Source organism: Amycolatopsis sp. BJA-103, assembly GCF_002849735.1.
Classification (GTDB): domain Bacteria; phylum Actinomycetota; class Actinomycetes; order Mycobacteriales; family Pseudonocardiaceae; genus Amycolatopsis.
On sequence record NZ_CP017780.1, the window covers coordinates 5,323,607 to 5,336,450 of the forward strand.

Consider the following 12,844-nt stretch of genomic DNA (forward strand, 5'->3'; position numbering starts at 1 on the left):
CTAAGGGAAATATGGGTCCCGTGCCGGATGTGTCCGACCGGCTCCCGCGCCTACCTTGATTCCCATGCCAACAGGGGGAAGCGGGACGGCCGCGCCGGGCCGGACGCACAAGATCGCCACGGTGCTGAGGCACCGGCTGCCTTTCACGACCCTCGTCACGGTGACCATGCTCGCGCTCGCCTTGGCCACGGGCGCGCTCTGGTCGGCCGCCGAGGATCGCGCGGTGTATCCGTACATCGCCTATGGGCTGCCGTCGCTCGAATCAGGCCGTTGGTGGACCGTGCTCACCGGACCGCTGTTCGCGGTCGTCCCGCTCTACTACCTGCCGATGGTGCTCAGCTTCGCGTTGTTCGCCGGATTCGCGGAATGGCGGCTCGGCACGCGCCGGGCGATGGCCGTCGCCATCGGCGGTCAGTTCGTCAGCGTGCTGGTCGCGGTCCAGTTCCTCGCGCTGAGCCGCAACTCCGGCTGGGAGTGGGCGGAACGGGTCGCGGGCAGCCTCGACGTCGGGTTCTCCGGGGGCGCGCTCGCCGCGGTCGCGGTCGCCAGCGCCACCCTGCGCCCGCCGTGGCGCCTGCGGTTGCGCGCCGGGCTGTGCGTCTACGCCGGGATCGCGATCATCTTCGTCGGCACGCTCGCCGACCTAGTGCACTTCTTCGCTCTCGTCCTGGCCCTGCCGTTCGGGCGCAAGTTCGTCGCTTCGAAGGATTCCGTCCGCGAACGGCGGCCGAGCCTGCGCGAGTGGCGGTTCTACGTCGTGGCGGGCCTGCTGGTGCTGACGGTCGCCGAACTGGTGATGTCCTTCGTCCCAGGCAACGGCCCCTTCGGTTCGTCCGAGGAACTTTCGCTGTCCACCTGGGAAGTCGTCATCCTGTGCCTGATCGTGGTGCCGATCATGAACGGCCTGCGCAAGGGCAGCCAGGTCGCCTGGTGGTGCGCGATGATCCTGACCTCGTTCGTCATCCTTCAGGTGATGGCCTACGGCGGGGTGCTCGCGCTGGCCGAGGTCCTCGGTGAGGACACCGGGCTTTCGGATCCGCCGCTGTTCTTCGTGGACAATCTCCTGTGGACGGTCGAGTTCGCGCTGCTGGTCTCCTCGCGGGGCGCCTTCCGCGTGCCGTCACGGCGGAAACGCCGCCGCCTCGGCCGGATGGGCAACCCCGCGCTGGCCCGCACGCTGCTCAGCCGTCACGGCGGAAGCACGCTTTCGTGGATGACGACGTGGCCGCAGAACTCGTACTTCGTCGCCGCGGACGGCAAGTCCTACCTCGCCTACCGGCGCCACGCCGGTGTCGCGATCGCCCTCGGCGACCCGATCGCCCCGGACGGCGCGGGCGACCGCACGATCGCCGAGTTCATCACGATGTGCGAGAACACCGGCCTCGTGCCGTGCCTGTTCTCCGCCACCGGCGAAACCACCGCCACCACCAAGGAACTCGGCTGGAAGCACGTCCAGGTCGCCGAGGACACCCTGATCGAACTCGAGACGCTGGAGTTCCGCGGCAAGCGCTGGCAGGACGTCCGGACCGCGATCAACCGCGCCAAGAAGGACGGCATCGAGTTCCGGCTGGTCCGGCTCGCCGATCAGCCGCGCGCGGTGATCTCGCAGGTCCGCGCGATCTCCGAGGAGTGGATCAGCGACAAGGGCATGCCCGAAATGGGCTTCACCCTCGGCGGGGTCGACGAGGCGATGGACCCGGAGACCCGCGTCGGTCTCGCCGTCGACGCCGACGGCGTGGTCCACGGCGTGACGTCCTGGCTGCCGGTGTACACCGGTGCCGGCGCGATCGGCGGGTGGACGCTCGACGTCATGCGCAAACGCGCCGACGGATTCCGCCCGTCGATGGAGTTCCTGATCGCGTCGTCGTGCCTGGCCTTCCGCGAGGAAGGCGCGAAGTTCGTGTCGCTGTCCGGCGCCCCGCTGGCGAGTTCCGGCGAGCCCGCGCACGCCGTCGAACGGGTTCTGGACGCACTCGGCACGATGATGGAACCGTTCTACGGCTTCCGTTCACTGCACGCGTTCAAGGCGAAGTTCCAGCCGCGCCACGTCCCGCTGTACCTCGCGTTCCGCGACGAGGCGGATCTGCCGCGGATCGGGATCGCGCTCGGCCGGGCTTACCTGCCGAACACGGGTCTGCTGCGGCTGGCGAAGCTCGCCCGCTCCGGTAAGAAGCCCCAGCCCCAAAAAGATCAGCGCAGCGTCGAAGGCGGCGGCGTGATGGTCTTGCGATCGGCTTCCGGGACACCCCGGTAGGTCTTGAGGATCTTCAAGATCTGCTCGCGATCCGCACTGCCCTGCTGGTCTTGGTCCGAATAGACGAGCAGGGCGGCGGACGCGTCGCCCATGTCCACCGCCTGCACACCGACGAGGGCGCGCTTCGGGATGCAAGTCCCGGTGTACCCGAGGGTCACCTCGGCGATCAGGATGTTCGCGGGGGCCTTCTTGCCGGTGCCGAGCGTGAACTCCGCCTGCTGCGGCGGGTCCGCGACGATCTTGGCCGACAACGGGCCTTCCTCGGGGTTGTACGCGCTCACCACGAGGTCGTACAAGGCTTTGTTCGCGGCGCCGGGCGCGTCGGCGACCTTCACGGTCGTCAATCCGCTGCCCCCGACCCTGCTCCCCTTGACCGCCGGGCAGTAGTCGTCGCCGACGAAAGCGCTGGAGAACATGGAGATACCGGGGACGAGCGCGGTCTTCTCCCAGCCGTGGATCGTGCCCGGTTTCGGCGTCCAGTTCGGCGGGACGTCATAGGCGACGAGACCGTCGGCTCCGGCCACCGACTGCCAGCCGTCGGTCACCGGCGGCGCGACGACGCGCGGCGAAGGCGTGTAGACGACCGGTGCGCGGGTGGTCGGCGTACTGCTGCTCGACGACCGGTCCGAGCCGTTGTTCGCCAAGGCGGCGACCGCGATGACGCCGAGCGTGGCGAAGAAGCCGTACATGGCCCTTCGCCCGCTTCGCGACATCGGCTGCTTCGCCGGTTTCGAAGGTTCCAGCGTGGGTTCTGACACGGGTTCGACAGGCGACGGCGTGTAGCCGGGCGAGTCCGAGGGCTCGTAGCCCCCGAACCCGCTCAGCGCCTGTTTGTCCTCATAGCCCGGGGAGTCCCCGCGCTTTTTGCCGAACATTACGAGCGGACGAGCTTGACCAGGTGCTCCACGACCGCGTCGACGGCGATCTCTTCGCGGTCTCCGGTGCGGCGGTCCTTGACCTCGACGACACCGTTCGCCAGACCGCGGCCGACCACCAGGATGGTCGGCACGCCGACGAGTTCGGCGTCCGCGAACTTCACGCCCGGGGATGCCTTGCGGTCGTCGAGGACGACCTCGATCCCGGCGGCGTCCAGTTCGGCGGCGAGCTTCTCCGCGCCGGCGGCGATCGTCTCGTCCTTGCCCGCGATGACGACGTGCACGTCGAACGGCGAGACCTCGCGCGGCCAGATGATGCCGAGATCGTCGTGGTTCTGCTCGGCGAGCACGCCGACCAGCCGCGAGACGCCGACACCGTAGGAACCCATGGTGATGCGGATGGGCTTGGAGTCCGGGCCCAGCGCGTCCAGCGAGAACGCGTCGGCGTACTTGCGGCCCAGCTGGAAGATGTGCCCGATCTCGATGCCGCGCGCGGCGACCAGGGTGCCCTTGCCGTCGGGCGAGGCGTCGCCTTCGCGGACCTCGGCGGCCTCGATGACGCCGTCACCGGTGAAGTCGCGGCCCGCGACCAGGTCGACCACGTGGTGGTCGCGCTCGTCGGCGCCGGTGACCCAGGCGGTGCCTTCGACGACACGCGGGTCGAGCAGGTAGCGGACGCCGTTGTCCTTCAGCGCCTTCGGGCCGATGTAGCCCTTGACGAGGAAGGGGTTCTTCTTGAAGTCGGCCTCTTCGAGCAGTTCGAACTCGGCGGGCTCGAGCGAGGCTTCGAGGCGCTTCGTGTCGACCTCGCGGTCGCCCGGGAGGCCGATGGCCAGCAGCTCCCACTCCTTCGCGCCCGGCTGGCGGGTCTTGACCAGGACGTTCTTGAGCGTGTCCGCCGCGGTGAAGGTGCGGCCGAGGTCCGCGTCGTTCAGGAACGCGACCAGCGACTCGATGGTCGGCGTGTTCGGCGTGTGGTGGGTCTTCGCCTCGGGCAGGCCCTCGATCGGCTTGGCCTCGGGAGCGGGCGTGGTGACCGCTTCGACGTTGGCCGCGTAACCCGATTCGGTGCTGCGGACGTAGGTGTCCTCACCGGTCTCGGCGACGGCGAGGAACTCCTCGGAGGCCGAGCCGCCCATCGCGCCCGAAGTCGCCTTCACGACGACGTACTCGATGCCGAGACGGTCGAACAGCTTGGTGTACGCCTGACGGTGCAGCTCGTACGACTTCGCGAGGCCCTCGTCGTCGAGGTCGAAGGAGTAGGAGTCCTTCATGACGAACTCGCGGCCGCGCAGGATGCCGGCGCGGGGACGCGCCTCGTCGCGGTACTTGGTCTGGATTTGGTACAGGACGACGGGATAGTCCTTGTACGAGTTGAATTCACCCTTCACGGTGAGCGCGAAGAGCTCTTCATGCGTCGGGCCGAGAAGGTAGTCGGCGCCCTTGCGGTCCTTGAGACGGAACAGCGCGTCGCCGTACTCGGTCCAGCGGCCGGTGGCCTCGTAGGGCTCCTTCGGCAGCAGCGCGGGGAACTGGATCTCCTGCGCGCCGAAGGCGTTCATCTCTTCGCGGACGACGTTCTCGATCCGGCGCAGCACCCGCAGGCCCAGCGGCAGCCAGGAGTAACCGCCCGGGGCGACCCGGCGGACGTAGCCGGCGCGTACCAGGAGCCGGTGGCTCGGTACCTCGGCGTCCGCCGGATCCTCACGCAGGGTGCGAAGGAACAACGACGACATCCTGGTGATCACTTCTGGGCTCCTCGCTGGAATTACGTGCTGAGACGTTCTGCGCAGCGTAGTCACCCCTCCCCTGGGCTCTTCAACCGGTTATCGCGGGCGCTCGGATTTGTCGGTGGGTGCCGCTAGCGTGCCGCCATGGGTATCGAACTGGGCATGATCACGATCGACTGCGCGGATCCGCGCGGGCTCGCGGCGTTCTGGACGAAGGCGCTCGGGGTCGAGGTGGACCAGGACCACGACGGCGAGTTCCTGATCCTGCACCCCAAGGTGGAGAACGGGCCGGTGTTCGCGTTCCAGCGCGTGCCGGAGCCGCGGGTGGGCAAGAACCGGGTCCACATGGACTTCGGCGCCGAGGACAGAGAGAAGGAGGTGGAGCGCCTGACCGGACTGGGTGCGAAGCAGGTGGACGAGCAGAAGATGCCGGGTATCGCCTGGACGGTGCTGGCCGATCCCGAAGGCAACGAATTCTGCGTCGCGACCCACGGGTAGTGAGGGCGGTCCCGATGGTCAGAATGGCGGTATGACGGAGCGAGCCATCCTGCCCTGGGCCGACATCGAGCTACCGGAAGGCCTGGGTGTCCGGCTGTACGACGGCATCGGACCGCTGCCGGAGGGCGGCCTCGACGACGTCGAGGTCTACGTGCTGCCGTACGACACCGGGGCGGAGCCGACGAAGCTGATCGACAGGCTGCCGTCGCTGAAGCTCGTGCAGTCGCTTTCGGCCGGGGTGGAAGGGCTGGTCCCGCTGGTGCCGGCGGGGGTGAAGCTGGCCAACGGCCGCGGCCTGCACGACCTCAGCGTGGCCGAGCACGCGCTGGCGCTGATCCACGCGTCGCAGCGGGATCTGCCGCGCTGGTTCGCGCAGCAGGCGACGGGCTCGTGGGCTCGCGAACACACGCGTTCGCTGGCCGACAGCCGGGTGCTGCTGGTCGGCCACGGCTCGATCGGCCAGGCCATCGAGCGACAGCTGATCGCGGCCGAAGCGGTCGTGACCAGGGTGGCGAGCACGGCGCGTCCCGCGGAGCGGGTCCACGGCGTCGGCGAACTGGCGGCGCTGCTGCCGTCCGCCGACATCGTGGTCCTGATCCTGCCCGAGACGCCCGCGACCACGGGACTGTTCGGCGCCGCGGAACTCGCCGCGCTGCCGGACGGCGCCCTGGTGGTGAACGTCGGGCGGGGCTCGGCGATCGACACCGCGGCGCTCACCGCCGAGACCGTCACCGGGCGCTTGCGCGCGGCACTGGACGTCGTCGATCCGGAGCCGCTGCCCGCAGGGCATCCACTGTGGACGGCGCCGGGGGTCGTCATCACGCCGCATATCGCGGGCGGGTCGGCGTCGTTCTACCCGCGCGCGAAGCGGCTGGTGGCCGAGCAGCTGCGCCGGTACGTCGCCGGGGAAGAGCCGCTGAACGTGGTCGGCTGAAGGACGCTTTCCCCGCGTCTCACGCGGTGAAGGGCGCTTTGGCCGCATGGCATGCGGGGAAAGCGTCCTTCAGCCCGGTCGGACCGAGCGTCTAGGGCCAGTGGGTGCGGTAGGCGAGCCAGTCGCGCATGGCCGCGGCGAGCCGGCGCTGCGCCGCGCGGACCCCGGTCGTCGCGGGTGGTTCCGGAAGTCGGCTCGCGCGTTCGGTGTGCCCGGCCAAGGCGACGCCGAACGCGGTGACCGCCCACACCGGGACGCCGGACAGCACGGGGCGCCGCCGCAGCAGGCGGTCGACGTCGGCGGGCTCGTGCCCGGCGTCGAGCAGATACGGCACGAGCGCGACCAGGTCGAGCCAGCCCGCGCCTCTCGCCGGATAACGCCAGTTGGTGACGAGCACCCGGCCCGGTCCGGTCCGCACCAGGTATTCGGGCTGGATGTCGTTGTGCAGCAACGTGTCCCCCGCCGACCAGGGATGCCATGACGTCTCCAGCTGGACGAGCCTGTCGAGGTTGCGGACGGCCCAGCCGTCGAGATCGCCGGGCGGCTCCTTCGCCAGTTCGTGCCAGCCGCGCAGGAGCGGGCCGAGATCGTCGAGGGCGTCCGGGACATCGGGCAGCGGGCACGGCGTGAGCGTGCGCCCGAGCGCGCCGAAGGTGGCCAGGACCGCGGAGAGGTCCGGCGACCCCGGGCGCAGGTTCGGCCTGGTGCCGTCGAAGTCGGCGAACGCGAGCACCAGCCACTCGCCGTCCACAAAGGACAACAGCTTCGGCGTGGGTGCCTCCGGCGGCAGCCGTCGCGCGATGGCGGCCTCCGTCCGGTAGCCGCCCGCGCGCGGGCTGTTCGCCGGGATCGCCTTCAGGAAGACCCAGCGATGACCGCGGTCGAGCTCGAGCCTCGCGGAGACACCGCCGTCGAATTCCGGAGTCTGCCACAGCGAACGGCGGACAACCGACCCGAGCTCACGCTCCACGGTGTCACGCGTCGCCGAAGGCAGGTCATGCCAGCCGAGGCGTGCGGAAACCGGCAACGCCCTACCACCCCCAGCGATCTCTCCGAGAAGATCGACTGTACCCAAATCCACCCTTTCGGGTGACAACCGGTCAGGTCGGAACGGGCTTCACGTACCCGGCCCAGCGCTGATGCTCGCTGAAGCCGACACGTTCGTAGACACCGAGGGCGCGGTGGCTGTTGTCCTGATCCACGTTGAGCGAAGCCCGCTGGAAGCCCTTCGCCTTGGCCTGGACGATCGTGTGCCCGAGCAGCGCGCCCGCGATGCCGCGCCCGCGAAGGGCCGCGTCCGTCGCGACGTGACTGACATACAGGTCCTTCACACCCGTGGCGGCCTCGTCGGAGGCGAAGAACGCGCTCAGCACCATCGCGACCACTCGGTCACGCTCCGGGCTCAGCAGCAGGAACGACAGGTCCGGCTGGAAATCCTTCCCGCCGACCACCAGATGCCGCCACGCCTCCGGAGACTGCTCCGTGCTCCCCCAATGGTCCGCGAAGGTCTCGTTGCGGGACCGAAGGGTGAAGGCTTCGTACTTGTCCTCGTAGGTGACGAGCGGGAACTCTTCGGGCAGCGGCTTGACCGGCGGGATCGCGTCGAGGTCGGCGCGCATGTCGACGAACCACCGGGCGTGCTCGTATCCGGAGTCGACGAGGACCTCGGAGAGCCAGCGCTGCTTGGTGTTGGCCGCGGCGTGCAGTTCCAGTGGCACGTCCGGGTGGGACTTCGCGTGGAGGCGCTTTCCCGCCTCCACGAACCAGCCGGTGAGGTGCGCGGCGATCGCGTCGTCGCGGTACTCGGGGTGAACGAGCGTCTCGACCCGCATCATGTGCACCGGATCCGCCGCGTCACGTTTCCTGAGCAGGCCGTAGGCGACCAGTGTGCCGCCGTCCCAGGCGCTGGTGGACGCCGTCGGCAGGTCCACCGTCGGCGAGCCGATCTCTTCGGCGAGATCCTCCGCGCTGTAGTGCTCCTCGATCGGCTCGACACGCTCCGCCTCGGCGAAGGTCTCGGCCAGTCGCGGCATGTCGTCCAGGGTCAGCGGGCGCCAGGTCAGGCTCATGCGGACGAGGCTAAGCCCGCGCCTCGGGGTGACGCACTCCATTTAGTTACGCTTCCGTGGTGCTCGTGCTGCTCCCCCCTTCCGAAACCAAGGCCGACGGTGGCACCGGCGCGCCGCTGGACCTCGGCGCCCTGTCGTTCCCGGAACTGAATCCGACCAGGGCGAAGCTGGCCGACGCGCTCGTCGAACTGGCGGGCGATGTCCCGGCCAGTGTCGCCGCGCTCGGCATCACGCCACGGCAGGCCGACGAGGTCGCCCGCAACGCCGAACTGTGGGCCTCGCCCACGATGCCGGGGCTGCGCCGCTACACCGGGGTGCTCTACGACGCGCTCGACGTCAAGTCCTTCACCAAGGCGACGCTGGCGAAGGCCGAGAAGCGCCTCGCCGTCGCTTCGGCGCTGTTCGGGGTGGTCGCGGCGACCGACCCGATCCCCGCGTACCGGCTTTCCGGCGGGAACGCGCTGCCGTCGCTCGGGACCATCCGCAGCGTGTGGAAGCCGACGCTCGAACCGGTGCTCCAGGGCATCGAGGGGCTCGTCGTCGACCTGCGTTCCGGGACCTACTCGGCGCTGGCGAAACTCCGGCCGGACGCGGTGACCGTCCGTGTGGTGACCGAGGACGCGAAGGGCAACCGGACCACGGTGAGCCACTTCAACAAGGCGTACAAGGGACGACTGGCCGCGGAGCTGGTGAAGTCCCGCAGCGAACCGTCCACTGTGGAACAGCTGCTGCGAGTGCTGTCCAAGGCGGGCCTCGACGTCGAGCGCACCGGTGACCACAGTCTGGAGCTGCTCACCGGAGACGGGCCGCATTAGTTCAGTACCCCTACGGGCTTCTTCCTCGATTGTTCCGCCGGTGGCACATGCGGAAAGTGATTTCCAGCCATCTGGAAAGGAACAACCGTGAACAGAAGACAACGGCTTCTGGGGATCGCCACCGCCACCCTCGGCTGCCTCTCGGTCCTCCTGCCCGCGCCTGCCGCGGCCGCGAACCTGCCAGCCGTCACCCCGACGGACCAAGCGATCGTCCCCGGTGGACTCCACACGAACTCCATCGGCGGCACCCCGGCCTCCGTCAAGGACCACCCGTTCATCATCGCGGGCCTGCGCGAAGGCGGGACGCGGCCACAGGGCCAGACCTGCACCGGCTCGGTCGTCGCGCCGCGCAAGATCCTGATCGCCGCGCACTGCAAGGACGCCGCGGGCGCGAAGTCGTTCCTCTACGGGCTGGACGATCTCAACGCCGGTGGCGGAACGAAGATCGGCGTCGTCAGCTACGAGAAGCACCCGAAGTACGTCAACTTCGACCAGGGGTACGACGTCGCGGTGGTCACCACCGACGCCGACATCCCGGTGCCGGGCGGTCAGTACGCGAAGGTCGCGACGTCGGCCGACACGGACCTGAACAAGCCGGGCAAGTCCGGCCTCGGGCTCGGCTACGGCAAGAAGAACCACGACGACAGTCCCGCGAACGTCGAACTGCACAAGTTCACCCTGCCGATCGTGCAGGGCAGCAGCTGCAACGGTGTCGGCGCAGGCTTCAAAGACGCGACGATGATCTGCAGCGGCTACAGCGACGGCCACGTCACGATCCTGCCGGGCGACAGCGGCGGGCCGCTGGTCGTGGACGGCAAGATCGTCGGCGTCGCGTCGTGGAGCCGCAGCGACTTCAAGTGGTACAGCGTGTACGGCAGGCTCAACAACGACATGGGCGACTGGGTCAAGCAGCAGATCGGCGAGCCGAACAACCCGGAGACGTTCTCCCTCGCGGTGACGCCGTCCTCGCTCAAGGTCGAGCCGGGCAAGTACGTCTCGGCCACGGTGACCAGCAAGCCGGGCAAGAACGGCGCGGAGAAGGTCGACCTGAGCGCGTCAGGGCTTCCGGACGGCGCGAAGGCCACGTTCCAGCCCGCGTCCATCACCTCGGGCGAGTCGGCCAAGGTGAGCATCGAGGTTCCCGCCGGGACGGCCGAAAAGGACTACGCGGTCACGATCTCGGGCAAGGGAACCACCGACACGGCGACCACGAAGCTGACGCTGACCGTCGGTGAAGGCGGGCCGCAGCCCGGCAACCTCCAGGTGAGCGTGAGCCCCGGCAGCGGGACCGCCCAGCCCGGGTTCTTCAGCAACGTCACGGTTTCCGCCACCGGCGGGACCGGAACGATCACGCTGTCGGCGTCCGGACAGGGCCTGCCGTTCGCGCCGTTCTTCAACCCGAAGACGATCTCGAGCGGCGGCAGCTCGACCATGCAGGTGGTCGCGCCGTTCCAGCGCGGCACGTACCCGGTGACCGTCACCGCGACGGACTCGGCGGGCAAGACCTCGACGGCGACCTACACCCTCACCGTCCAGTAGCCCCGCTTTGCGCGTGAAGGTCCCCTTCCCCCGGCTGAGCCGGGGGAAGGGGACCTTCACGCGCTAGACGTCAGCCCACGTGATGTTGTCGGGTCGTGCGCCACCTGACTTGACGAATCGGCGGACGGCTTCGCGGACCTGGTCGACCGGGATTTCGGCGACGGCGGGTACTACGCGAACATGCGCCTGCTCGTCGTACTCGACGGTCCCCGGTGCGTCTGATCCGTTCGTACTGATTGCGCTACCGACGGTCAGGCCGATATGCGCGACGAACCCATGAGCGCCGTTGACGCCTACGTCGAGGACTTCCCGGATTCCTCGTGTTCGATCGCAGCCATCCGTGGCAACTCGCCAGGGCCCTGGGCTTCGGCCATGCGAGAAAGCAGCGCGTCCGCATCGGCCGGACTGGTGAGTTCTTCCCCGTCGCGGGTGTAGTAGGCGATTACCGCCATCGTGGTGAACCCCCTCCGGTGTAGGTCTTCACGAAGCCATCCGTCCCGTACACGGTGATCGTGTAGCAAGTCAGCGACCGCTTCGATGTCGCTCAAAGGTGCCTCCCCTTCGGCTTCATGACATCAGGACCGGGCGAGCACCGCCATCGCGGCATTGTGCCCAGGAATCCCCGAGACGCCACCGCCCCGCACAGCACCCGCACCGCAGAGCAGCACCCGTTCGTGCGCCGTCTCGACACCCCACTTCCCCACCTGAGCCGCATCGGCCGCGTAAGGCCACGACAGATCGCGATGGAAGATGTGCCCCGCGGGCAGCCCCAGTTCGGCTTCGAGATCCAGCGGTGTCTTCGCCTCGATGCACAACCGGCCGTCCGGTGAACGCAGCACACAGTCCTCGATCGGTTCGGCCAGCACACTGTCCAAAGAGGACAAAGTCGCTTGCAACGCCGCTTCACGCGCGGCGTCGTTGCGCCCCTCGAACAATCGCGCGGGCATGTGCAGGCCGAAGAGCGTCAACGTCTGCACGCCGGCGGTCTGTTCGGCCGGGCCGAGGATCGACGGGTCGGTCAGCGAGTGGCAGTAGATCTCACACGGCGGCAGCGACGGGATCTCGCCCGCGGCGGCCTCCGCGTACGCCGTCGCCAACTGCCCGTAGCTTTCGTTGACGTGGAACGTGCCCCCGAACGCCTCACGCGGGTCGACGCTCGAATCGCGTAACCGCGGCAGCCGTGAGAGCACCATGTTCACCTTGAGCTGCGCGCCTTCCGGCGCCTCCGGCGGCTCCTCGCCCAGCAACCGCGCGAGTGTCCGCGGCGCGACGTTGGCCAGCACGTGACCGCCGCGCACGGCGAACTCGTCGTCGGCGAGCCGGTAGCGCACCGAGCCGTCCGGGTCGATGGACAGCACCTCGGCGCCCGTCACGAGCCGTGCCCCGGCCGCCCGCGCGGCCGACGCGAGCGCGCCGGTCACCGCACCCATCCCGCCCACCGGGACGTCCCAATCGCCGGTCTCGTTGCCGATCACGTGGTAGAGCAGGCAAAGGTTCTGCCGGAAATCGCCGGCGCCGGCGAAGGTCCCGATCAGCGCGTCGGTCAGGACGACACCGCGGACGGTGTCGTCGCCGAACATTTCGGCGAGTGTTTCGGAGACCGGCCGTTCGAACAGCGCGTCCCAGGCTTCCGGATCGATGCCCGAGCGCAGCTCCTCCCTGGAGAGCAACGGTTCGGTCAGCGTGGGGAACGTCCGCTCCGCGACCCGGGAGGTCATCGCGTAGAACCGCCTCCACGCCTCGAAGTCCTTTGTGGACTCGGTGAGCGCGGAGAACGACGCCGCCGTGCGACCCTCGTCGCCCGTGTCGACAAGGAGACCGCTGTCGCCGACGGGCGTGTACGACGACATCCTCCGCCGCCTGAGATCGAGTTCGAGCCCGAGGTCCGCGATGACCTTGCGCGGCAGCAGGCTCACCAGGTACGAGTACCGCGAAAGCCGGACGTCGACCCCGGGAAAGGCACGGAAGGACACCGCCGCCCCGCCGACCTCGTCGCGGCGTTCCAGCACTAGCACCGACCGGCCCGCCCTGGCCAGGTAGGCCGCCGCGACCAGGCCGTTGTGCCCGCCACCGACGATCACGATGTCATAGGACTCCATCACAAGCCTCCCAGCGAAAACGACAGTGCGC

Annotated in this window: 12 protein-coding genes; 5 read left to right on the plus strand and 7 right to left on the minus strand. The window is 69.0% G+C overall.

What is annotated here, in order from left to right; genetic code table 11:
- Positions 1-64 precede the first annotated feature (64 nt).
- Complete coding sequence (locus BKN51_RS23045) at positions 65-2,254, plus strand: bifunctional lysylphosphatidylglycerol flippase/synthetase MprF (protein WP_101609578.1); 2,190 nt, start codon at positions 65-67, stop codon at positions 2,252-2,254.
- On the opposite strand, the gene BKN51_RS23050 is transcribed toward BKN51_RS23045, so the two are convergent.
- Both BKN51_RS23050 and BKN51_RS23055 read right to left on the minus strand, forming a co-directional pair.
- On the minus strand, positions 2,191-3,129 hold the full coding sequence (locus BKN51_RS23050; protein WP_101609579.1) for a hypothetical protein: 939 nt from the start codon (positions 3,127-3,129) through the stop codon (positions 2,191-2,193). The genes BKN51_RS23045 and BKN51_RS23050 overlap by 64 nt on opposite strands.
- Positions 3,129-4,877 (minus strand): proline--tRNA ligase, encoded by a 1,749-nt coding sequence (locus tag BKN51_RS23055; RefSeq protein ID WP_101609580.1) that lies wholly within the window; start codon positions 4,875-4,877, stop codon positions 3,129-3,131. Before BKN51_RS23055 ends, BKN51_RS23050 begins: the two co-directional genes overlap by 1 nt.
- 126 nt (positions 4,878-5,003) lie before the next feature.
- On the opposite strand from BKN51_RS23055, the gene BKN51_RS23060 reads away from it, so the two are divergent.
- Positions 5,004-5,357, plus strand: coding sequence for a VOC family protein (locus BKN51_RS23060; RefSeq protein ID WP_101609581.1), 354 nt, complete (start codon positions 5,004-5,006; stop codon positions 5,355-5,357).
- Positions 5,358-5,388: 31 nt separating this feature from the next.
- Entirely contained in the window at positions 5,389-6,291 is a 903-nt protein-coding gene (locus BKN51_RS23065; protein WP_101609582.1) for a 2-hydroxyacid dehydrogenase, read from the plus strand.
- Between the two features lie 91 nt (positions 6,292-6,382).
- Here BKN51_RS23065 and BKN51_RS23070 read toward each other — a convergent pair whose 3' ends face one another.
- The gene (locus BKN51_RS23070) at positions 6,383-7,318 is read right to left on the minus strand and encodes an aminoglycoside phosphotransferase (protein ID WP_101609583.1); all 936 of its coding nucleotides are present in this window, start codon (positions 7,316-7,318) and stop codon (positions 6,383-6,385) included.
- Positions 7,319-7,391: 73 nt separating this feature from the next.
- On the minus strand, positions 7,392-8,360 hold the full coding sequence (locus tag BKN51_RS23075; protein WP_101609584.1) for a GNAT family N-acetyltransferase: 969 nt from the start codon (positions 8,358-8,360) through the stop codon (positions 7,392-7,394).
- 59 nt (positions 8,361-8,419) lie between these two features.
- Here BKN51_RS23075 and yaaA point away from each other — a divergent pair, with 59 nt between their 5' ends.
- The gene (gene yaaA, locus BKN51_RS23080) at positions 8,420-9,175 is read left to right on the plus strand and encodes a peroxide stress protein YaaA (RefSeq protein WP_101613407.1); all 756 of its coding nucleotides are present in this window, start codon (positions 8,420-8,422) and stop codon (positions 9,173-9,175) included.
- 87 nt (positions 9,176-9,262) lie between these two features.
- Positions 9,263-10,714: a trypsin-like serine protease gene (locus BKN51_RS23085; RefSeq protein WP_101609585.1), complete on the plus strand. Its 1,452-nt coding sequence runs from the start codon at positions 9,263-9,265 to the stop codon at positions 10,712-10,714.
- Positions 10,715-10,777: 63 nt separating this feature from the next.
- Here the strand turns inward: BKN51_RS23085 and BKN51_RS45005 are convergent, their stop codons facing one another.
- From BKN51_RS45005 to BKN51_RS23095, 3 genes are all read right to left on the minus strand, one after another.
- Positions 10,778-11,029, minus strand: coding sequence for an Imm1 family immunity protein (locus BKN51_RS45005; RefSeq protein ID WP_101613408.1), 252 nt, complete (start codon positions 11,027-11,029; stop codon positions 10,778-10,780).
- Positions 11,008-11,166, minus strand: a complete 159-nt coding sequence (locus BKN51_RS43250; RefSeq protein WP_158255742.1) for a hypothetical protein — start codon at positions 11,164-11,166, stop codon at positions 11,008-11,010. Before BKN51_RS43250 ends, BKN51_RS45005 begins: the two co-directional genes overlap by 22 nt.
- A gap of 123 nt (positions 11,167-11,289) precedes the next feature.
- On the minus strand, positions 11,290-12,813 hold the full coding sequence (locus BKN51_RS23095) for a phytoene desaturase family protein (RefSeq protein WP_101609586.1): 1,524 nt from the start codon (positions 12,811-12,813) through the stop codon (positions 11,290-11,292).
- Between the last annotated feature and the right edge of the window lie 31 nt (positions 12,814-12,844).